This window comes from Streptomyces sp. NBC_00887, assembly GCF_045207585.1.
Genome location: NZ_CP108788.1, coordinates 159,220 through 179,732 on the forward strand (window position 1 = coordinate 159,220; position 20,513 = coordinate 179,732).

The window sequence follows — 20,513 nt, forward strand, 5'->3', positions numbered from 1 at the left end:
TCAACATGATGCGCCACGGTCGCCGCAAGTTCATCGCCGCATTTCTCGGCCCTCCGCTTCTCCTGTACGGAGTGTTCGTCCTCAACCCCTACGCTCAAGCGTTCTATCTGTCGCTGACAGATTGGGGCGGCTACTCCGACAAGGCTGAATTCGTCGGCCTGGACAACTTCCGCAAGCTCTTCTCCGACCAGCACTTCTGGGCCGCTCTGCGGAATAACGCTGTCATGCTCGCGGTGATTCCGGCGGTGACCGTAGCCGCAGCCCTCCTGATCACAGGTCTGCTGTACTTCGGTGGACGCCGGAAGGGAGCAGGTCACACCCCAGTGCGGGGTGCCGGCGTGTACAAGATCCTGTTCTTCCTCCCGCAGGTTCTGGCGGTCTCCGTTGTCGGGGTGCTCTGGCAGTTCATCTACACCCCCCGCAGCGGTCTACTCAATGCCGTGCTGGACGCTCTCGGCTTGGGCAGCTTGAAGCACGAGTGGCTCGCCGAACCGGGATTCGCGCTGCCCGCTGTGATGGTGGTGATGATCTGGAGCACGCTCGGTTTCTACATCGTGCTGTTCGGCGCGGCAGTGCAGGCGATCCCGTCCGAGGTCCTGGAAGCCGCGGCCCTCGATGGGGCGAGTAGGCCGACCACGTTCTTTCGCATCGTCCTTCCCATGGTGTGGGAGAGCGTTCAGGTCTCCTTCGTCGCCCTCGGGATCATGGCCCTGGACGGCTTCGCCTTCGTCCAGATCATGACCATCGGCCCAGGTGGCCCGGGGAACTCGACCGAGGTTCTCGGCCTCTCCCTTTGGAACAATTCGTTCAAGTACGGACAGTTCGGCTACGCGACCGCGTTCGGAGTGGTCCTCTTCCTGCTCACCATGGTCATGGCCGTCTTCACCTTCAAACTGTCCCGCCGCGACTCTATAGAACGGTAGAGGTTCCGCCGATGTCGACCTCACTCACGCCCAGCGAACCGCGCACCGACCCCCCAGCCCGCCACGCGCGGCGGCCAACCCGCCCCCGTGTCCGCCCCCTCGCAGGCTCCACCCACGTCGTCCTGATCGGGTGGTCTCTAGTGGTGACCCTCCCCCTGCTTTGGGCCGTCATCAGCTCGCTCAAGACAGCGGACGAGATCTTCACCAGCCCGTGGTCGGTGCCGGACAAGCCCCAGTTCGACAACTACGCAAGAGCCTGGAACGAGGCGTCCATCGGGCAGTACTTCCTCAACAGCCTCATCGTCGTCACCAGTGCAGTCGTCCTGGTGATGCTCCTGGGGTCCATGACCGCGTACGTGCTGGCCCGATACCCGTTTCGCGGCAGTCAGGTCATCTACTACCTGTTCGTGGCGGGGATGGCCTTCCCCGTGTTCCTGGCCCTGATCCCGTTGTTCTTCGTGGTCAAGGGCATGGGGCTGCTGAACACGGACCTCGGACTCATCCTCGTCTACGCCGCCTACTCATTGCCGTTCACCGTCTTCTTCATGACCGCGTTCTTCCGCACCCTGCCGAGCGAACTCGCCGAGGCGGCCGTGATCGACGGCTGCGGTCACTTCAGGGTGTTCTTCCAGATCATGCTCCCCTTGGCAACGCCCGGCCTGATCGGCGTCGGCATCTTCAACTTCCTCGGCCTGTGGAACCAGTACCTGCTGCCACTGGCCCTCAACCAGGATCCGGACAACTACGTCCTGGCACAGGGGTTGGCCATGCTAGCAATCAACCAGGGCTACAGCAGCGACTGGGGCGCCTTGTTCGCCGGGCTGAGCATCGCCATGCTGCCTGTGATCATGGTGTATGTCATCTTCCACCGCCGTATCCAGTCCGGCATCACGGCGGGCGCAGTGAAATGACCCAGGAAGTACACTTAACGGAAGTGGAAATCGTGTCCGATGACAGCCCAAGAAACCGGTCCGGCCTCGCGCCGATGCTGGCCCACATCGAGGCAGAGCTGGACGCGCTCCCCCAGGCCCTGGCACGCGTCGCCTCGGAAGTGCTACGCAATCCCAGGGACGCCGCGACCCTGACTTTGGTCGAGCTGGCCGAGCGCGCCCGGACGGCTCCGGCGTCCGCGACACGCTTCTGCCGGTGGCTCGGATACGACAACTACCGAATGTTCCGAGCGGCCCTGGCCACCGAGATCGCGCGAGCCGAGCAGGCCAAGTGGGAGAGTGATCTGGGCCAGGAAATCCTTCCCGACGATCCCCCCGACCGGGTACTGGAGGTCGTCGCCGGCGCCGACGCGCTGGCGATACAGGGGACCGCGGCTCAGATCGACCAGAGGACCGCGCTGCGCGTGGCGCAGCTGATCTCCCGCGCCCGCCGGGTCGACCTGTTCGGAGTCGGCGGGAGCTGGCTGTCAGCGCTCGAAATGCAGTACCGCCTCGAACGCATCGGCATCGCGGCGTGGTCCCGTAACGATGTTCACAGCGCCCTGACGAGCGCTGTGCTGCTCGGAGCTGGAGACGTCGCTTTCGGGATCTCCCACTCGGGCCGCACGAGGCAAACCCTAGACGTCATGGCACGCGCCCGCGCCTCGGGCGCGACGACCGTGGCCCTGACCAGCTTCGCCAGTTCGCCGTTGGCCCAATCAGCGGATCTGGTCCTGACCTCGTCGGTACGCGAGACCACTTTCCGTCCGGAGGCCCTGGCAGCCCGGCACTCCCAGCTGCTCGTTCTCGACTTCATCTACGTCTTGATCGCGCAGCGCACATACGAACGCACCACCTACGCCTTGGACGCCACCGTCAAGGCAGTGGAAGGACAGAAGGAATGAACTCGACCACGCCTGTCCAGCCAGTCAGCGATCGGGACCTGCGCGCCACGGCCTCCATGGTGCGGCCCTCCGCACGCCAACTCGCATGGCAGAAGCGGGACCTGAGCGCCTTTATCCACTTCGGAATCAATACGTTCACGGACCTGGAGTGGGGAACCGGCACCGAAGACCCGACATTGTTCAACCCCGCCACGCTGGACGCGAACCAATGGGTCGAACACCTCGCCGCGGCTGGCTTCAAAGCGGTCATCCTCACCGCCAAGCACCACGACGGATTCTGCCTGTGGCCAACCCGCTACACCCGGCACTCGGTCGCATCGAGCCCATGGCGCTCCGGGTCGGGCGACGTCGTAGGGGAACTCGTGGCAGCCGCCCGCAAACACCGTCTAGCAGTCGGGCTCTACCTCTCCCCCGCCGACCTCCATCAGATACACATCGACCGCCGGTACGGCAACGGCAGCGCCCGGGGCCGGTGCACCATCCCCACGCTCGTCGAGGACGACGACCGCGCCGGCCGGGTCGCAGGCGGCGAGCTACCGTCCTTCGGCGTGACCGCCGACGACTACAACCGGTTCTACCTCAACCAGCTCTACGAGGTGCTCACCGACTACGGTCCGATCGACGAGATATGGCTCGACGGCGCCAACCCGGACAGCTCTCACCCCCAGACCTACGACCGCCAGGCGTGGTATCAGCTCATTCGCGTCCTCGCGCCCGACGCCGTCATCTTCGGCGGACCCGACGCGCGGTGGGTCGGCAACGAGGTCGGTATCGCGCGCACCACGGAATGGAGCGTGGTCCCGTTCACCGGCGATCCGGAGGGCACCGGAGAGCTGGCTCTGGACCACCAAGCGGTGGACCTGGGCAGCGTCGAGAGCCTTCGTCACGGTGTCAGGTGCCACTGGTATCCGGCCGAGTCGGACGTGTCGATCCGCCCGGGCTGGTTCTACCACGCTTCCCAGGACAACTCGGTCAAGAGCTCGCAGCAGCTGCTCGAGCTCTATGAACACTCGGTCGGCCGCAACACCGTGTTCCTGCTGAACGTCCCACCCAACCGCGACGGGCTGTTGGCCGCGCCCGATGTCGACAGCATCAGGGGTTTCGGCGAACGACTCGCCCGGGTGTACGGCGATGACCTCGCGTCCGGCGCTCGCTCCGGGCCCCAGCGGGACGGTTCGACCACACTTACGTTCTCGGCCGACCAGAGCTTCAACCTCGTGGTGCTGCGGGAAGACATAGCCAACGGCCAGCAGGTCGAGCAGTTCGACGTCTATGCGGACATCAACAGCACCCTGACTACGATCGCCTCGGGTACCACCATCGGCCACTGCCGAATCCTGCGATTGCCCAGCACCGTTGAAGCCCGGCGCGTCGAGGTCCGCGTGACATCTGCCCGGGGCCCGTACCAGCTTGCCGTGTCCCTGCACCGCGACCAGGACGCGGCGGGGCCCACTGTGTTCCCCACGCTGGAAGCAGCCTTCGACGCCGTCACGGTGACCAACGACAACGACCCCCGCCGTGGCGAACTCGGCCCCCAGAGGCTCAGTCTCTCCGCGCAAACCCTCACCGACGCCGGGATCACACCAGGTGCGGCCGTCAACGCTCTCGGGTTCACCTTCCGGTGGCCGGCAGTGTCCCCGGGAGCACCCGACGCCGTCCGCCCCAACGGCCAGCGGATCTCTCTCAGCGGGCGCGCCGCCCGAGTTGGCCTGCTCCTCGTGGCGTCCGAACCTTTCACCGACGGATACGGCATGCTGACGTACGACGACGGCAACGTGGAAGAGTTCCGCTTGCCATCGGTCTCGCCCTGGGGAACGGCTCGACAGGACGGCGCGCCGGTGATCGAGCTGCCCTACCACAACACCCAGACGGGCCGGAGCGACACCCCCGCATGGATTGGCGCGATCGCCGTCCCAGCCGACACCTCCCGGACACTGACCGAGCTTGTCCTCCCGACGATCTCTGTACCCCATGCCGGCCCTCCCGGGGTACACCTCCTCGCAATCGCCCTGGACAGTGCCGATGCCGCAACCGACGGCTTCTCCCAGACGGGGTGAAGGCCAGCCCACGCGTCCCGGCCAGGACGGCACCTCAGCTACGCCACCATCGCGAAGCAGGGCAACCTCGATCGGCAAGCTGATCATCGAGGTCTGCCGCGACGGCTCCAACCAACAGCGGCAGCTCACCTGAAAGCCGGTCGGCCCTCTGCCCCTTTTTTTAGGGGCAGAGGGCTCTTGACGCCTGTCGTGCACCTGCTCAAACACAGCGTAGGAGCAGTTGGAGCCTTCCTCCGGTGGCGCGATTTCCTACGGCGCCGAACGGATCACGGTGCTGGCCATGAACGCCTTACGCGCCGACAGAGTAGGCGAGCGAGCCCCCGGCAACTCACTCTGCAGGAACCGACCACAACGCAACCGTCTCCTCTTGGGCAGGACCCATGACACGCGCCATTTCCCTTCACCACGTCAGCAAGAGACATGCTCGCGCTGCTGAGCGTGCCGTCGACAATCTCTCCCTCAGCGTCAGACCGGGGGAGTTTCTCGTAATGCTCGGTCCTTCGGGCTGCGGCAAGTCCACCGTGCTGCGGATGATCGCCGGACTGGAGGACATCACCGAGGGCGAACTGCTGCTGGACGGCGAATACGCCAATGACATCCCACCCCGAGAGCGGGATGTGGCTATGGTATTCCAGAGCTTCGCGCTCTACCCCAACATGACAAATCGCGAGAACATCGGCTTCCCGCTGTGCGTGAAGGACCCACAGGGCAACCATGACCCGCGTGTCGAAGCGACCGCGCGGATGCTCGGGATCGAGGACCTCCTGGACCGCTTTCCCCCCCAGCTCTCCGGCGGTGAGCGCCAGCGCGTCGCGATGGGCCGCGCGATCTCCCGACGGCCCTCCACCTTCCTGATGGACGAGCCGCTGTCCAATCTCGACGCCAAGCTGCGCAGCCATCTGCGCGCCGAAATCGCCCAGCTGACCGCCGAGCTGGGGGTGACCACCATCTATGTCACCCATGATCAGGCCGAGGCCATGTCGCTGGGCCATCGGGTCGCCGTAATGCGCGGCGGTGTGCTCCAGCAGGTCGGCACCCCGCGCGAGATCTATGCCCTGCCCGATAACGTCTTCGTCGCGGCCTTCATCGGCACCCCGCGCATCAATCTGCTGCAGGCCGTCGTGCAAGCGCCGCTGGGCAGCTGGATGTCGATCAACCTCGGCTCGCAGACGCTGCCGTTGTCCGAAGCGCGCCACGCGGACCACCAGTTGCTCCGAATCCAGCAGGGTCGGCAGATCATCGTAGGGCTACGCTCCGAGGCCGCGCGCATCGCGCCGCCCAGCCAGGCCCGAGCCGACGAGATCGCGCTGACCGGGATCGTGCAGCACCTGGAATTCCAGGGGCACGAGACGCTGGTGCATCTCAGCACCGGCTCGACTCCGGCCGTGATCCACGACCTGGAGTCGCCGCGGCCGCCGCACTCCGGCCTCGGCCAAGGAAGCGATGGCCCCAAGATGCTGGCCCGGCTCAAGCAGCAAGTGATCTCACGGATTACCGCGCCAGTCGCAGGAGGTGCCTCGCCGGAGCTACCACGCGCGCGGACAGCCGTCTCTGCCGGCGACTTCGTCGTACGCGCAGGGGCCGACCTGCGACTGCGGACAGGGGCGCAGGTGCCACTTCTCGTGGACATGGCGCGTCTGTACGTCTTCGATCACCAAGGCCACAGAATCTGTCCCACGCCCACCCGCCAGCCCGGCTTGGAGGCTTGACGTGATGTGCCCATCAGTCGAGTCCAGGACTAAGGGTTGTCCCGTAAATGATCTTTGAGTCGCCTCGGGGCATGGTGGACTGCTGTACCGCCCGTCGGCCTATCCAGCGAGGGCGAGGTTATGCATGCGGGCGATGCCGAGCATGGCGTGGTGGACGCCATCGCCTTTGAGGCGGCAGTCGCGGAGGATCTTCCAGGTCTTCATGCGGGCGAAGACGTGCTCGACACGCGGGCTCGGACTTGCTTGTGGGACTTGTTGTGTTCTTCTTTCCAGTCCGGGAGTTCGGTCTGGCCGCGCTCGCGGCGGTGCGGGATGACCAGTCCGGTGCCCGGGTAGCCGCCGTCGGCGATCGTGGTGGTCTTGCCGACCGCGGCATTGGCGCCGGACTCCTCCCACGCCTTGCAGTTGTTGCGGTTCCCGGCGAGCGGTCGGCCGACCACGACGACCAGGCGGGTGTCGGCATCGATGACGACCTGATGGTTGGTGGAGTACCGGTAGTTCTTCGACCGCTCGGCAATGGTGTGGTCGCGGGTGGGAACCAGGGTGCCGTCCACGATGAGCACGGCGTCCTTGGCGAACCGCTTGCGGGGCTGGAGGGCGAGCATCGGCCCGAGGTGATCGATGATCCGGTCCGCCGCCGACTTCGACACCCCGAACAGCGGAGCGAGCTGCCGCATGGTCAGGTTCGGCGCCAGTACACCGCGACCAGCAGTGCCCGGTCCTCCAGCGGAAGGCTCCACGGCCGGCCCTTGCGGACCGCGTCCGCACCCTCACGACGCAGAACCGCCACCAGCTTCGCGAAGGCACGCGGGCTCAGCCCGGTGAACGGGGCTATCCAGGACGGCTCCGACGCCGTGATCCCACCACACACGGAGATCATCTCCTGTGTCCGGGGAGCTCTGTGTGATGTCGCGCAGAATCCGATGGTGCTGCACGGCTCTGGCGTCAAGAATCACCGGATGCATGAAGTGAAGCTGTCCGACGGAATCATCACTCTGTCCCCCCTGCGCCTGGACGACGTGGAGGCGCACCTCGCGGGGGAGGACGAGCTACTCGTTCGCTGGCTCAACGGCGGTCCCGGCACGCGCGAGGGCATCGAAGCGTACTTCCGGCACTGCCGGGAGCAGTGGGACACCGCCGGGCCACTCCGCGCGTTCGGCATCCGGATGGGTGCCGACGAAGTGCTCGCGGGCACGATCGACTTGCGGTTCGCAGGAGAAGGTCTGGCGCCCGGCCAGGTGAATGTCGCCTACGGCCTTTATCCGTCCTGGCGGGGGCGTGGCCTGGCTACCCGCGCGGTCCTGTTGGCGTCCCAGTACGCGGCGAGCGAGGGCGAGGCGGAGGCGGTCATTCAGGTCGAGCCGGAAAATCCCGCATCTGCCGCAGTCGCGCAGCGGGCAGGGTTCACCCCGGGCAAGCCGACGCACGGCAAGGACGGCACACGCTTCGACTGGTACATCCGGGACCTGCACGCCGCTGCCCGGTGACAACCAACAGTTACGGAACTGCTTTTAGACGGCTCGTGACGGTCGCGTTCGCGGGCGGCGTCGGGAAACAAACCCATTTCTATGAATGCATAACCTGATCATCTTCACTTATTGTGACTTTCATGTGTTGACGCTCGCCGTGGTAATTCTCAGGTTGGTAGGCGGGACGGGTGGAAGGGACTGTGGTCGTGAGTGGTGGGCAGCGTGGACTTCCCCGGTTGCTGACGGCAGCGGAGACGGCGGCGCCGGTGGAGGCTGTCGACGTGGTCGCGGAGGACCTGCGGCTGCGTTTCAATGCCATGGAGGTCTCTTTCCTCATCGTGGACCTGACGGGGAAGGCAGTGGCGCGGTTGTCCACCGCTCCTGCGGAGGAGGGCCGTAAGGCGGAGCGGATCCCCTTGTTCGGCAGCGTCTACGAGGAGGTGATCCGTACCCAGCGGCTGTATCAGGAGGCGACCGGTCAGGGAGAGCGGGTGATTGTGCCGGTCACCAACCGGGGGGATGCGATCGGGCTGCTGGAACTGCTCCTGCCGGCCGGCCCCGGCGAGGACGTCCTTGACGAGGTCGGAGAAGCGGCCCACATCCTGGCCTACGTCGTGATCGCCAACGGGCGCTTCACCGACTTCTACACGTGGGGCAAACGCTCCAGGCCTCCCACCCTGGCAGCAGAAATCCAGTACCAGTTGCTGCCCCCGTCACTGTCCTGCGAGGCCGCGCAGTTCACCCTGTCCGGGAGCCTGGAGCCCTCCGAAAACCTCAGCGGCGACACCTTCGACTACACCCTGGACCGCGACGCCCTCCATATCTCGGTGACCGACCCCATGGGCCACGACATCGATGCCGCTCTGGCCGCCACGGTCCTGGTGAGCGCCCTGCGTGGCGCCCGCCGCGCGGGAGCCGGCCTGGCCGAACAGGCCCACCGGGCCGACCAGGCACTGGTCGCCCACGGCCACGGTCACGCCACCGGGCAACTGCTGCGCATCAATCTCCACACCGGGCAGGCCCAGCTCGTCAACGCCGGTCACCCCTGGCCCTTGCGGATGCGCGAGGGCGCGGTGGAGGTGATCACCTGCGAGGTGGACCATCCCTTCGGGCTGTCCGAGTTCGCGACCCGCCCCTACCGCGTCCAGGACCTCGACCTGCGCCCTGGTGACCGTGTGCTCATGTTCACCGACGGCATGCTGGAACGTCACGGGGAGCAGGTCGACCTGCCCGCCCTGCTGGAGCGCACCCGGGACCTGCACCCGCGGGAGACCGCGCTGATGCTGACGTCCGCGGTCCGGGATGCCGCCGGCGGCCGGCTCGGGGACGACGCCACCGTGATGTGCCTGGACTGGCACGGCCCCCAGGAGGCACAACGGCACGTCAGCTCCGGCGCGGACACGCGGCAGGCCTCAGCCAGCCGCACAAAGCAGCAGCCCTGACCAGAGTGCTCTGCTGGACGGCGCCAAGCGGCCGCCGAGTAGCACTCGCGTCGCGCCTCTTCCTGGAAGCCTGAGCTCCCGTCCATCCCCAGCCGCTATGGGCGGCTCTGGGACCTACCCGAATGAGACATCACGAGGTGTCTGGAGAACCGTCGAACTTGGGCTGCACTGCCACCCTGCCGAGTCGAGTGGTGGGAAGGTCTCGCCGGAGGCGCCAACGCCCCGGCCGCTCCTTGAGTTCTAGACCCGAAGCGCCGACAACTCCGTCGTCCACTGAGCGCAGGGCGCTTGCCATGGGGTGACTGACGGACGCAGCCGCCGACTCCGCAGTAAGCGGCCGGCCCGGCCCGACGTCTCGCGTCGGGCCGGAGAAGAAGGCCAGCGCAGCGCCGCTCGACTTCCCGCGACCACCCCCACCACCAGCCACCACAGCAGGGCAGACCAGGAGAACAAGGGGAAGTCTGAATACTCACCAGACGAAAACCGGTGCCTGACCTGGGCCTATGCAGGCGTCGGGCGGAATCGTGCGCGCCTGTAAGTAAAGGGGCAAACGGACGGGTTACTGGAGGGGATAGCGGAGGGGTAAGTGCGACTGCGCAGGACGACACCGAGCGCAGCGGCCAGGATCGGCCGGCATCGGGTCGGCGCAGCCTCTCTCCCGGCCTGTACAGCGGCGCGGGGTGGCGATGGTGGTCACCACCGCCACAGCACTTTTGCCCCGGGATCCGGACGGGCGGCAGACGGCGTCCCGGCGGTCACCACGAGTGGTCTCGCGCAGGGATGGAGTGAGTTACGGCCTGGACTCGTGCCCCCTGGCCGGTCTGGGCACCGGCATGCTCGGGCCATGGGAAGACGCGACGGGGTACGCAGTGGAACGGCCGGGGGATGCCTGTTCAACGGTTGCCTGGCTGTGCTCGTGCTGCTCCTTGTGTGTTTCATCGGACTGTGGGTATGGGCGGCCACGGCGGATGACCGGGCCGAGGAAGGGGTCGAGCTGGCTGGGCCGGCGCTGGCGACGCCCGCTCAGTAACTCTTCGGGGACCGTAGCTCGTGCGGTGCGGCGGACGGTGATGCCGTGAACGTCACGCGACCGTTCATGCTCTGCTGGCCCAGGGACACGGCATCCGGGAGATCGCCCGGGAACTGCACATGGGCCCTATGCCGACGGCGCCCGCACCGGTGCCCCGAGCGCAATTCAGGTTGCCGACCGATTTCATCTCGGCAGAACCTCGGTACCGCCGTCAAACGCAGCGCCTGACCACCCGCTGGTACTCCGGCCCGGTGGAGGGCCGGGCCAATCACATCAAGATGATCAAACGCCAGATGTTCGGACGCGGCAAACTCCCCCTCCTCCGCAAGCGCGTCCTCCTGACCGCCGCCCCGCCCCACAACCGACAGCAGTCGGTAACTTTCTCCGGCGCAGCTTGCCGTTACCCCTCCGGGGCCGCAGTGCAGCACATCGTTAGGCTCCCGGCCATGGCTAACGATCTCGGCTTCACCTGCTCCTGCTGCGATGAGTACCACGCAGAACTCCCCATGGGGTTTTCCACCATGGCGCCCGACGTCTGGTCCGAGAGCTTTGCTGGCGATTCCGCCAGCATGCTCTCCACCGACCAGTGCATCATCAAGAACGAGCACTTCTTCCTCAGAGGCACGATCGAAATACCTGTGATCGACAGCGACCACGCGTTCTCCTGGGGCGTCTGGGTCTCCCTCAGCCGCGACAACTTCGCCCGGTCCCTCGACGTTTGGGAGACGCCCGGCCGAGAGGCCGAACCCCCTATTTCGGCTGGCTGACCACCGAGCTGGCGCTCTACTCACCCAGCACCACGAACCTGAAGACGCACGCTCACACGCGTCCGCTCGGCCAGCGTCCATTCATCGAACTGGAGCCCACCGACCATCCCCTCGCAGTCGAACAGCGGACCGGCATCACCATGGACCGTGTCCGAGAGATCGCCGAGGCAGTCCTGCATCCCAACAGCGGTAAGGCCTGACCCGGACCCTCTGTCGGCAGCTCATACGCAACGAGCTGGTCACGGTGAGGATCACTCTGCTTTTCCTTCCTCCAGCGGCCGGTCCACTCCACGCAGCAAGAAGCAGCAACATCCGTTGATCGTCCTCACGGAATTTGTGCCTGATCCGAGTTGTGGTTCTGGCGCAGGTTCTGCGGCGGGTGACGCTCTGTCATTGCTCGATATCGAACAGCGGGATGGACGGTGCTGGCGGAGCAAGGACTGTGCGAAGGCGGTTGAGGTCGGCTCGCCACTGCTTCCAGTCTTCCGGATCGACCCAGTTCGAGGCCGGCCCGGCGTCGTAGCTGATGATGCGATCGAGGGCCTTGTCCGCGAGCGTCCGGAGATCGTCAGGGAAGGCGGGCATGGGTTCTTCAGGGCCGTAAGGTGTGTCGATTGGGCCGCCGCCGGGGCATTGCGCCGCAATCAGTGCGGCCGCAGCCACCGCTTCTTCTCCTTCGGTGAGCCAGCCGGTGGCGTCGATGGTGCGCGTGAGGACGCCACGGATCAGTGCCTCGCGTTCCTCGAGTTTGGCGTCGTCGAGAGCGTTGGCGAAGTCCGCTGCCGTGTCGTTGTCGAAGGGGCCAGTGTCCCAGGTGCCCATGTTTGATCTCCTCGTGTAGTTGCGCCGGGATCTTCGCATCAGCCGCTGACATTGCGGTCACTGTGCGAGCAGTACGCGCTTTCGCAGAGGGCGAAGCCAGCACGTCCGAATATCTGACGCTTGAGCATCTTGATCCGGTTGACATGCCCCTCGACCGCGCCCGAGCTCCAGGGCAGGCTGAGTCCAGCGGTGACGGCGTTGAGGTCGCGGTCGATGCCGGCGGCGAGGAAGGAGGCTCGTCCGTATGACCGGCGCTTGATGAGCTTGATGCGTGTGACCTGACTTCGACTGCACCTGAGCTCCAGGGCAGGCTGAGGCCGTTGACGACCGCCTCCCAGTCGTATTGGGCGGCGCGAGCACTTGCCGCCCGAATGCTGGCCGGCGAGCTGACACCACGCGAGCTGGCCTTGAGGATCCACCATCGTTTCGTGCACGAGCTGTCTCTGGTCGAACGACTCGCCAACCTGGACGATGACTACGCCGTCCTTGAATACGGCTACAGAACACAGGCGCAGGTCGACGCCGATGTCACGGCCGAAGCTCGTCGGCTTGCACAGCGTCCTCGTGTTCCAACCGAACCCACGGGCCCACCGGCCTGAGGCAGACCGATGGGCCCGTGGGTTCGGTCTGGAGGACCTTCGGCTTCCTTAAACCCACGGGCCTCACGGCCCGGTTCTCGTATAGCTACGGCAGAAGGACATGTAGCGGAGAGTGACGGGACATCCGGGTCTGTCGCGGTAGATGCATACACCTCACCTGCGGAAACGCGGCCGTTGTCCCTGGTGATGGGCGAGGAGCCGCGCATGCCTTGAGGCCGCGGGCGTCGGTGAACCGGCGGCATCCGCCCGGTGTTGACGAGTCGTCACGAGAATTTCAGCGCCGACATCTACACGCATAGACCACCCCGGGCCATCATGTGCGCGAGTCACCCCCTCAACTCCTCAACCTAGGAGCCAACACTCATGCGCACCAAGGCCCGCCGGAGCATCCTCACTACCCTCGTAGCAGCCGCCATCACCGCTGTCACCTTCCTCGGCACCACCCCTGCACAGGCCGCATTGCCCACCCCTGTGAGCGCCGCCACCGCCCGCTCCTACCTGGCGTCGATGCCCGCCACCGCCGAGTCGCACGGCTCGACGTACGACCGTGCGCTGTTCCCGCACTGGATCACCATCTCCGGCACCTGCGACACCCGGGAGACCGTCCTCAAGCGGGACGGCTCCGGCGTCGTCACCAACTCGTCCTGCGCCGCGACGTCGGGCAGCTGGTACTCGCCGTACGACGGCGCGACCTGGCACGCCGCGTCCGACCTCGACATCGACCACATGGTCCCGCTCTCCGAGGCATAGGCGTCCGGCGCGTGGGCGTGGAGCACCTCCCAGCGTCAAAACTTCGCCAACGACCGCACCCGCCCCCAACTGCTCGCGGTCACGGACAACGTCAATCAGTCCAAGGGTGACCAGGACCCGGGCACCTGGTGGCCATCCGTCACCAGCTACAAGTGCACCTACGCGCGCGCCTGGGTACAGGTGAAGTACTACTACGGCCTGACCGTCGACAGCACGGAGAAGAGCGCCCTGTCCTCAGTCCTCAACGGCTGCTGACGATCCCGACCCTCCTCGTACCGCCTACAGGCGGGTGAGGACCTCGGCGGCGGCGCAGATCTGGCAGGCCCTGGCGCCGGGACGGGCGAGGGCGGCGAGGGCCCCCTCGAGGTCGAGTTCCGCGCCGCCGGCGGGGACCGCCTTGCACCCGTGCTCGTGCACGACGGGGCCGGTCGGTCGGCTGCCGGGGCCGGCGGCCCGAGTGCGCTCGCCGGTCCAGGCCCAGCTCATGTCCGCGGCGGGCGGTGACGGGACGAGGTTAGGGGTGGGACGGCGGCCGGGCCTCGACCGCAGCGGCAACCCCCCGCCCGCTCGGCACGGCCCGCACACTCCATAAGCGGGCGGCCCCGATTCGAGGTCCGCATCAGCACTGCACTCGCCAAGGACAGGTCAGCGGCCACGTGCGGCAAAAGCTTCGCCCTCCGGCGGCTGCAATGCCGGGAAGCGGGGCGATTGTCTCGCTCAGGCGGCCCAGCCGATGGAGGAAACGTTGCTGTACGCGTCGTAGTCGGAGCCGAGTTCTTCGATGATCTGATCCCAGATGGCGTCGAGTTCCTGGATGTCGTCGTCGAGCCAGGCGTCGACGGCGTGGTCCCACAGGCCGCGGACGTTGATGCTGCGGCTGGCGGAGTGTTGCGCCGGTTCGGCGTCGTCCGCCTGACACCCTTCGCATCGGTACCCGGCCGGGGGAACCATGTGGTGGTGCCCGGGCGCGGTGTGCGGGGATGGGCACAGGCTTCACCGCGCGCGCTGAAGGCGGGGCTGCGTCGGCTTGTGCGTGAATCGCCCTTCGTTGTCCAGGGTCGCTGGCGTGGCGAGTGGTCACGACATGCTGTCGGTACCCGCGCACGGTGCGGGCGCCGACGGAAGGGAGATGAACGGGGCGGAGACTCAGCTGCGGGCGATGTTCTCGGCCTGCGGCCCCTTCTGGCCCTGCGTAATGTCGAATGTCACGGCTTCGCCCTCGGTCAGCTCGCGGTAACCGTTGCCCGAGATGTTGGAGTAGTGCGCGAAGACATCCGGTCCGCCTCCGTCTTGGGCGATGAAACCAAAGCCCTTCTCCGAGTTGAACCACTTCACGGTGCCACTGGCCATGCTCTTCCCCTTGGTTCAAATTCAACAACGGCCCTGGGCTGGACCCCTGTAGCGCCCTTCCCCCCCGTTACCTTTTTCGTGGCTCCGCAATGGGGCCTCCGGCCTTCGGGTCCGGCATGACTTCCCCCCCCTTGTTGTTCATGATCCGGGGGGTGGTGTCACCGGGCCCGGAGGCATCGACGGACCGCTGATGAGGGGCTTGAGCACCGGCTTCACCCGAGCCGGAAGAGCTCTCCGTAACGTGGATGTGGCAGCTCGGTGCCGAGGCAAGGCCGGACGAAAACGTGAGCGGAGGGGCCTGCACGTGATCGACACCGGCGACATCGACGTCTTCCTCGGCCTGGACGTCGGCAAGGGCGAACACCACGCCACCGCCGTCACCCCGGCCGGGAAGAAGGCGTTCGACAAGCGGTTACCCAACACCGAACCCAAGCTCCGCGAGCTGTTCGCCAAGTTGCAGGCCAAGCACGGAACGGTGCTGGTCGTGGTCGACCAGCCGGCCTCGATCGGGGCCCTGCCGCTGGCCGTGGCCCGGGACATGGGCTGCCCCGTGGCCTACCTTCCGGGGCTGACGATGCGGCGGATCGCCGATCTCTACCCGGGCGAGGCGAAGACGGATGCGAAGGACGCGTTCATCATCGCGGACGCGGCCCGGGCGATGCCTCACACGCTGCGGGCGATCGACGGTGAGGACGAGACGATCGCCGAGCTGGAGATGGTCGTCGGGTTCGACGACGACCTGGCCGGCGAGGCCACTCGGGTCGCGAACCGGCTCCACGGCCTGCTGACCCAGATCCATCCGTCGCTGGAACGGGTGCTGGGGCCGCGGTTGCAGCACCCGGCCGTCCTCGCGCTGCTGGAGCGGTTCGGTTCACCGGCCCAGATCCGCAAGGCCGGCCGACGCCGCCTGGTCACCCTCCTGCGGCCGAAGGCCCCGAGGATGGCCGAGCGTCTGGTCGAGGACATCATCGCCGCGTTGGACGAGCAGACCGTGACGGTTCCGGGGACCGAGGCGGCCGCGCTGATCGTCCCGAGCCTGGCCGGGTCCCTGACCGCCGTGCTTGACCAGCGGAGACTGCTGGCCGGGCGGATCGAGGAACTCCTGGAGGACCACCCTCTTTCGAAGGTCCTGAGGTCGATGCCGGGAGTCGGCGTCAGGACCGGAGCACGGATCCTGATCGAGGTCGGCGACGGCAGCACCTTCCCGACCGCCAGCCACCTCGCCGCCTACGCCGGTCTCGCCCCTGCCACCCGGAGTTCGGGCTCCTCGATCCGCGGTGAACACCCCTCCCGGAGAGGAAGCAAGCAGCTCAAACGGGCCTTCTTCCTCTCCGCGTTCGCCGCACTCGGCGACCCGGCATCGCGGGCCTACTACGACAAGAAGATCGCCCAAGGAAAGCACCACACCCAGGCCCTGCTCTGCCTCGCCAGACGGCGGGCCGACGTGCTATTTGCGATGCTCCGCGACGGAACCTTCTACGATCCTCGGCCTGCCACACCGGTGTGAGAACCGCTAGAGAGGCGCATCGCAGTCAAACTCGAACGTCTCCCTGGCGGCATCAGCGGGGAACTCAGGGTGGTCGTGCCAGATTCCAGCGAGGGCGACCAAAAGGTTCCATGCGGCGGCTGCCACATCAGTCGTTGCCCCGTTCGCGGGCGGAGCGGTCCGATGAAAGCGCACTGCAAAGATCTGCTTGTCCGCGGCCAGACGAAGGGCTGTCGCCGTGCGGCGGGCTTCACCTTGAAGCGAAGCCGAGTCAGGGATGCGGTCCCGCACGAAACGGACCAGCCGGTTGACTTGGTCCTCAGTGATCCGCTCCACCCGTTCCCCCCACAGTTAACGAGCCCATTCGCCTCGCGCGGCGCCAACTATCGCACCCGCCACGGTCCACTGACGCCCCAAAGCCTCTGCGGACGCCTCAATGCCTTGACCAAAGACATAGGGGCACCCCCCCCGGGGTCGGTGACCTCCTGGCCGTCGTAGTACGACAGCCACACTCCCCCGGTCAGCTTGCAGCCGGCACCCACCACCGGGGCCGTGACCGCCTCGGAAAGCAGCACCTCGTTGCGGGTGCTGCAGCCGTCGGTGGCGATGTCGCCGGAATTCCAGTGCCGGAAGGACGAGCGGGTGTAGCCGGTGCGGTCCTCGTCACCGTTGCCCGCGCATCGCGCTCGGCCCATCATCCAGGGATGAGCCCTTCGTCGGAGAGCAGCTCTCGCATCCGCGAGAGGCTGGTTGTCTCCTCGGGAAGCACCAGGTCCGATGGCGTAATCCGCTCATTGCTCACCGGTTCGCCGAGGCTGCGTACAGCGTCCAACAGGGCCGACAGGGCGGACGTGAATGCTGTCTCGTCGCCCGCGTCGGCGGATGCCTGCAAGGCGGAGTCCAGCTGGTTGAGCCGGTCTAGATGCTCGTCGGCGACGTCGTACTGGCCCTCGCCGAGAATGCGCATGATCATGGCGTCTCCTCACGCTCCGGCCGGGCCGTTGGGGTTCTCGGGGCTTCGACCGCCCGGGCGGTCGAAGCCGCTGGGAGCTGAGCCTTCATCCTGGCCAGCTCGTTCTCCACGTTCTGATCTGCGTTGACGCGCTCAATCTCAGCCTGGATGTCGTCCCGACCCACCGGTACGGTGGCGTCCTCCAGCGCACCGGAGGCGATCAGTTCGTCTAGCGCACCAGCGCGCGCCTGTAGCTGCTCGGTTTTGTCCTGCGCGCGCTGCATAGCCATGCCCACGTCACCCATCTCCTCACCGATACCGGTTACCGCCTCAGTGATACGGGTCTGGGCCTCGGCCGCAGTGTAGGTCGCCTTGACGGTCTCCTTGCGGGTTCGGAAGGTGTCCACCTTCGCTTCCAGGCGCTGCATTGCGAGCGTGAGCTTTTCCTCCTGATCCGCCAGCGAAGCATGCTGGGCTTCCAAGTCAGTGGTCTGCGCGGCCACGGCCGTACTTCGCGTGAGGGCCTCGCGGGCCAAGTCTTCGCGCCCTGCGGCCAGCGCCTGCTCGGCCTGGCGTTGCAGCTTGCCGCTGGATTGCTGCATCTGGCTAACCTGGAGTTCGACCCTCTTGCGGCTGGTTGCCACATCGGCCACCCCGCGCCGTACACGTTGCAACATCTGTAGCTGTTGTTCGTAGGAATAATCCAGGATCTCGCGAGGGTCTTCAGCCTCGTCCAATGCCTTGTTCGCCTTGATCCGGAACAGGGTGGTGAAGCGGTTGGTAATGCTGGTCATGGTGACCGCCTTCCTGCCGAGGCCGACGTCCGTAGAACGATTCAGCCCTGTGAGCGCTGGCACCGGATTGCTTACTCCGAGCAGACATCCGCGAGCAGCCCTTCCATTGTCCGACCCCAGCTGAGGTACGGCAGTGTGACCGTGTTTACACCGGCTCTGCTGGTATCGGGCCGGAATGCGTGCCGGAATCTGTCTGCGTGAGCGACACCAAGGCGACGGCGACGATTAGGGCACCCGGGAAGCGCACCGGATCTCCCGCCGACACCGCGACGGCACCAAACCGGCATCTGCTGTAAGGGCTTTGGGCTGGCCGGCACACCTCCGGGCTGTCCCAGGGATGGTGCTCCAAGAGGTAGGACTCCAGCTCCGGACACCGGTGGACCGTTGTGGCGGATACGTCCACACACTCGTTCCTCCGCTATCCGCGCTGCTGGTAGCGTCGCCACTCGCGTCCGGCATCGCGAGAGATCCACAGACCCTCGCCCTTCACCAGGTCGTATGTCGCCGTCGTCGCATCCGCGATGCCGTAGAGCGTGGTGCCGTCGACGGTGAGCGACGTGAATTTCGCCGGCGTCTTCAGCTCGTGGAAGCGGCTGTTGGTGCGGTCATCGGCGACCCAGTACCGGCCACCCTCCTCGCCGACGAGCAGCCGTCCGTCCGTAAACACCTGCATGACGAGCCATTCCGGGCCACGCTTCAGGGCGCTGAAGGGGATTCCACCATCGAGCACTGTCTTCCAGTGCCCGCCGCCGTCCGTCGTCACCAACAGGCCGCGCGTGCTGTGGCCCTGGGTGAGGGACAACGCTGCAGTGCCACCCCGCGCAGTGAGGGCGCCTCCCCAGTACGGCTTCGGCACAACCGTGCGGCCGAGCATGCGACCGCCGCGCTGCCATACGACGCTGAAGGGTTCTTCGGCGACGGGCTGGTCCAGGCTCCAGGCCGTGCCCCGCTCGTCGACGGCGAGCCGGATGGCGTTTTCCCAGACTCCGGCCGGTGGCGCCACGGTGCGCGTGGCGGGGCGGTAAATGAGGATCGGCTCCGGCGCGACGAGCAGGATGTCGCCGGGGCGGGTGCGCAACGCGGCTTCCGTGACGACGACCTTGCGCCGCTTGCCGTGTACGTCGAGGACTGATCCTTCCCTCGCTCCCACCCCGGGCGGCACCTGTAGGAAGCCATCGCGTATTCCCTTGAACGCGGCCTGCCCCGCCTCCGCGTCCGTGTGTTCCGCGTGCTCGGTGACCGTGCGGCCGTCGGGGTCCACGATGCGCCAGGCGGAGGCGGCCGGTCCTTCGTCGTCCTCGACGTTGCTGATGTAATAAGTCAGGAGCAGCGAGCCGTCGTCTGCGCGGATCACGCCACTGGGTGCGCCGGCTGCCTCAATGACGTCGGCTGGACCCGGGTGAGGGTCCTCGATGACGCGTTTGTACTCCGCCTCGCGACTGCCAGAGCGCTCATCGTCGGAGCCGTTGCAGGCGGTCAGTGCCAGCACCGCACTTGCCGCCGCCACGAGCCTGACCGGCCGCCTCCCGCAGTCCCTCAGCCACGTCATGATCACATCATCACACGGGGTGGCTGCCGTACCTCAGCGCCGGGCTGCGACCGCCTCCCGACGCCTCCGGTCCCGGGCTCGAGTGTCGCGTCACCCGCAGCTCAAATCCGCCCGGGCTGCTCGCGCGGCCGAACGTGGGCGGGCTGGAGACGCGCATCTGCGAGAGGCCAATCTGGTATGGCCCCGTTGCACTGACGAGCCGGTAGTTGAAGCCGAGGTTGGCGTAACGGTCGTGCCGCCAACGGTGCCCCTGAAGGTCTGGTGTCTGTGCAACGTGGGGGCGTTGTTGGGTCGGTTGGCCTCGTGTTGCCCTGGATCCCCTGATCCCAGACTCCCCGCGACAGGGCGATGGGCCCCAGGCCCGCCGATCAGGCTAGCGACGTCAGCGTGGCGCACGGTCTGAAAGGTCGGGTTCGAAGCGCATGGTTTGCAGGGCCCGTCGGGGGTAGCCAAGACCGTCGGCGTGCGTCGCCGACAGCCTCCCTGAGCCGACGGCTTCTCGCCGCCGTCCTCGTCTGCCTCCAGTGCATCGATGATCCGCAACTCCGTTTTCTCCGAAGCGGGTTCCTTCTCTGCCACGACCACGCCTTGTCTGGGGGTAACCAGCGTCGCGCCACCGCTGTCTTTCGGCGCACAGCGTGCCGTCTTCGTCCAACCAATCGATTCAGGATCCGTCGGGCGCGCCCTGGTTGCGACACGCATAGAAATGCCGTCGACCATGTCGGTCAGAACCGTCTCCTGCGAGTCGTTCACTGATATCGCGCGCCTGCGCCCTGAGGCCCGCTCCACGGGGGAAGGTGACAACAGCTGCGCTCTCGGCACCATGCCTGGCTGGGAGAGCTCAGCACGCTGTGGCTTCCGGGGCCGCTCCCATCCAGCTCTGGGGGCCACAGCGCTAAGCGCCGAAATCTGCGCCGCCGTGCCTGTCATCGATTGCCGGGCAGACTGTGTAGCCGCAGCGCAGGCGCCCCCAGCACGGA

The 20,513-nt window shown here is 66.6% G+C and carries 15 protein-coding genes and 5 pseudogenes; 10 read left to right on the forward strand and 10 right to left on the reverse strand.

The features are described 5' to 3' along the window. The first annotated feature begins 5 nt into the window (after nucleotides 1-5). The 5 genes from OG844_RS00785 (at nucleotide 6) to OG844_RS00805 (ending at nucleotide 6,523) form a co-directional block, all read left to right on the forward strand. The gene (locus OG844_RS00785; protein ID WP_406387393.1) at nucleotides 6-923 is read left to right on the forward strand and encodes a carbohydrate ABC transporter permease; all 918 of its coding nucleotides are present in this window, start codon (nucleotides 6-8) and stop codon (nucleotides 921-923) included. Between the two features lie 11 nt (nucleotides 924-934). After that, nucleotides 935-1,834 (forward strand): carbohydrate ABC transporter permease, encoded by a 900-nt coding sequence (locus OG844_RS00790; RefSeq protein WP_406387394.1) that lies wholly within the window; start codon nucleotides 935-937, stop codon nucleotides 1,832-1,834. Further along, entirely contained in the window at nucleotides 1,831-2,757 is a 927-nt protein-coding gene (locus tag OG844_RS00795) for a MurR/RpiR family transcriptional regulator (protein WP_406387396.1), read from the forward strand. The genes OG844_RS00790 and OG844_RS00795 overlap by 4 nt, the downstream gene beginning before the upstream one ends. Further along, nucleotides 2,754-4,814, forward strand: coding sequence for an alpha-L-fucosidase (locus tag OG844_RS00800; RefSeq protein ID WP_406387397.1), 2,061 nt, complete (start codon nucleotides 2,754-2,756; stop codon nucleotides 4,812-4,814). The genes OG844_RS00795 and OG844_RS00800 overlap by 4 nt, the downstream gene beginning before the upstream one ends. 380 nt (nucleotides 4,815-5,194) lie before the next feature. Next, complete coding sequence (locus OG844_RS00805) at nucleotides 5,195-6,523, forward strand: ABC transporter ATP-binding protein (RefSeq protein WP_406387398.1); 1,329 nt, start codon at nucleotides 5,195-5,197, stop codon at nucleotides 6,521-6,523. Between the two features lie 99 nt (nucleotides 6,524-6,622). Here OG844_RS00805 and OG844_RS00810 read toward each other — a convergent pair. After that, nucleotides 6,623-7,394: pseudogene (locus OG844_RS00810) on the reverse strand (transposase). Between the two features lie 88 nt (nucleotides 7,395-7,482). Here OG844_RS00810 and OG844_RS00815 point away from each other — a divergent pair. The 3 genes and pseudogenes from OG844_RS00815 (at nucleotide 7,483) to OG844_RS00825 (ending at nucleotide 11,431) form a co-directional block, all read left to right on the forward strand. Continuing rightward, on the forward strand, nucleotides 7,483-8,010 hold the full coding sequence (locus OG844_RS00815) for a GNAT family N-acetyltransferase (protein ID WP_406387399.1): 528 nt from the start codon (nucleotides 7,483-7,485) through the stop codon (nucleotides 8,008-8,010). Nucleotides 8,011-8,258: 248 nt separating this feature from the next. After that, on the forward strand, nucleotides 8,259-9,434 hold the full coding sequence (locus OG844_RS00820; RefSeq protein ID WP_406395946.1) for a PP2C family protein-serine/threonine phosphatase: 1,176 nt from the start codon (nucleotides 8,259-8,261) through the stop codon (nucleotides 9,432-9,434). A 1,551-nt stretch (nucleotides 9,435-10,985) separates the two neighbouring features. After that, nucleotides 10,986-11,431 (forward strand): annotated as a pseudogene (locus tag OG844_RS00825) (DUF2199 domain-containing protein). Between the two features lie 190 nt (nucleotides 11,432-11,621). Here the strand turns inward: OG844_RS00825 and OG844_RS00830 are convergent. Continuing rightward, a complete protein-coding gene (locus tag OG844_RS00830) occupies nucleotides 11,622-12,053 on the reverse strand; it encodes a DUF4259 domain-containing protein (RefSeq protein ID WP_406387401.1) in 432 nt (143 codons plus the stop codon). Between the two features lie 38 nt (nucleotides 12,054-12,091). Further along, nucleotides 12,092-12,277, reverse strand: a pseudogene (locus tag OG844_RS00835) (hypothetical protein); the annotation flags it as partial. 738 nt (nucleotides 12,278-13,015) lie between these two features. Between OG844_RS00835 and OG844_RS00840 the strand changes: the two are divergent. Beyond that, nucleotides 13,016-13,657: pseudogene (locus OG844_RS00840) on the forward strand (DUF1524 domain-containing protein). A gap of 24 nt (nucleotides 13,658-13,681) precedes the next feature. On the opposite strand, the gene OG844_RS00845 reads toward OG844_RS00840, so the two are convergent. The 3 genes from OG844_RS00845 to OG844_RS00855 all read right to left on the reverse strand — a co-directional run bounded on the left by OG844_RS00845 (nucleotide 13,682) and on the right by OG844_RS00855 (nucleotide 14,752). Beyond that, nucleotides 13,682-13,888: a DUF6233 domain-containing protein gene (locus OG844_RS00845; protein WP_406387402.1), complete on the reverse strand. Its 207-nt coding sequence runs from the start codon at nucleotides 13,886-13,888 to the stop codon at nucleotides 13,682-13,684. 231 nt (nucleotides 13,889-14,119) lie between these two features. Further along, on the reverse strand, nucleotides 14,120-14,353 hold the full coding sequence (locus OG844_RS00850; protein ID WP_406387403.1) for a hypothetical protein: 234 nt from the start codon (nucleotides 14,351-14,353) through the stop codon (nucleotides 14,120-14,122). Between the two features lie 195 nt (nucleotides 14,354-14,548). Continuing rightward, entirely contained in the window at nucleotides 14,549-14,752 is a 204-nt protein-coding gene (locus tag OG844_RS00855; protein WP_406387404.1) for a cold-shock protein, read from the reverse strand. A gap of 304 nt (nucleotides 14,753-15,056) precedes the next feature. On the opposite strand from OG844_RS00855, the gene OG844_RS00860 reads away from it, so the two are divergent. Further along, nucleotides 15,057-16,259, forward strand: coding sequence for an IS110 family transposase (locus OG844_RS00860; RefSeq protein ID WP_406387406.1), 1,203 nt, complete (start codon nucleotides 15,057-15,059; stop codon nucleotides 16,257-16,259). Nucleotides 16,260-16,705: 446 nt separating this feature from the next. On the opposite strand, the pseudogene OG844_RS00865 reads toward OG844_RS00860, so the two are convergent. From OG844_RS00865 to OG844_RS00880, 4 genes and pseudogenes are all read right to left on the reverse strand, one after another. Further along, nucleotides 16,706-17,017, reverse strand: a pseudogene (locus tag OG844_RS00865) (hypothetical protein); the annotation flags it as partial. Continuing rightward, nucleotides 16,933-17,211: a PspA-associated protein PspAA gene (gene pspAA / locus OG844_RS00870; protein WP_406387408.1), complete on the reverse strand. Its 279-nt coding sequence runs from the start codon at nucleotides 17,209-17,211 to the stop codon at nucleotides 16,933-16,935. The gene pspAA and the pseudogene OG844_RS00865, both read right to left, overlap by 85 nt. Next, on the reverse strand, nucleotides 17,208-17,984 hold the full coding sequence (locus OG844_RS00875) for a PspA/IM30 family protein (protein ID WP_406387409.1): 777 nt from the start codon (nucleotides 17,982-17,984) through the stop codon (nucleotides 17,208-17,210). The genes pspAA and OG844_RS00875 overlap by 4 nt, the downstream gene beginning before the upstream one ends. A 418-nt stretch (nucleotides 17,985-18,402) precedes the next feature. After that, nucleotides 18,403-19,533 (reverse strand): hypothetical protein, encoded by a 1,131-nt coding sequence (locus OG844_RS00880; RefSeq protein WP_406387410.1) that lies wholly within the window; start codon nucleotides 19,531-19,533, stop codon nucleotides 18,403-18,405. Between the last annotated feature and the right edge of the window lie 980 nt (nucleotides 19,534-20,513).

Excerpts from the sequence above, each read along its gene's own strand:
- OG844_RS00785 (WP_406387393.1), top strand. The coding sequence starts at position 6 with ATGATGCGCCACGGTCGCCGCAAGTTCATCGCCGCATTTCTCGGCCCT.
- OG844_RS00790 (WP_406387394.1), top strand. The coding sequence starts at position 935 with ATGTCGACCTCACTCACGCCCAGCGAACCGCGCACCGACCCCCCAGCC.
- OG844_RS00795 (WP_406387396.1), top strand. The coding sequence starts at position 1,831 with ATGACCCAGGAAGTACACTTAACGGAAGTGGAAATCGTGTCCGATGAC.
- OG844_RS00800 (WP_406387397.1), top strand. The coding sequence starts at position 2,754 with ATGAACTCGACCACGCCTGTCCAGCCAGTCAGCGATCGGGACCTGCGC.
- OG844_RS00805 (WP_406387398.1), top strand. The coding sequence starts at position 5,195 with ATGACACGCGCCATTTCCCTTCACCACGTCAGCAAGAGACATGCTCGC.
- OG844_RS00815 (WP_406387399.1), top strand. The coding sequence starts at position 7,483 with ATGCATGAAGTGAAGCTGTCCGACGGAATCATCACTCTGTCCCCCCTG.
- OG844_RS00830 (WP_406387401.1), bottom strand. The coding sequence starts at position 12,053 with ATGGGCACCTGGGACACTGGCCCCTTCGACAACGACACGGCAGCGGAC.
- OG844_RS00845 (WP_406387402.1), bottom strand. The coding sequence starts at position 13,888 with ATGAGCTGGGCCTGGACCGGCGAGCGCACTCGGGCCGCCGGCCCCGGC.
- OG844_RS00850 (WP_406387403.1), bottom strand. The coding sequence starts at position 14,353 with ATGGTTCCCCCGGCCGGGTACCGATGCGAAGGGTGTCAGGCGGACGAC.
- OG844_RS00855 (WP_406387404.1), bottom strand. The coding sequence starts at position 14,752 with ATGGCCAGTGGCACCGTGAAGTGGTTCAACTCGGAGAAGGGCTTTGGT.
- pspAA (WP_406387408.1), bottom strand. The coding sequence starts at position 17,211 with ATGATCATGCGCATTCTCGGCGAGGGCCAGTACGACGTCGCCGACGAG.
- OG844_RS00875 (WP_406387409.1), bottom strand. The coding sequence starts at position 17,984 with ATGACCAGCATTACCAACCGCTTCACCACCCTGTTCCGGATCAAGGCG.
- OG844_RS00880 (WP_406387410.1), bottom strand. The coding sequence starts at position 19,533 with ATGACGTGGCTGAGGGACTGCGGGAGGCGGCCGGTCAGGCTCGTGGCG.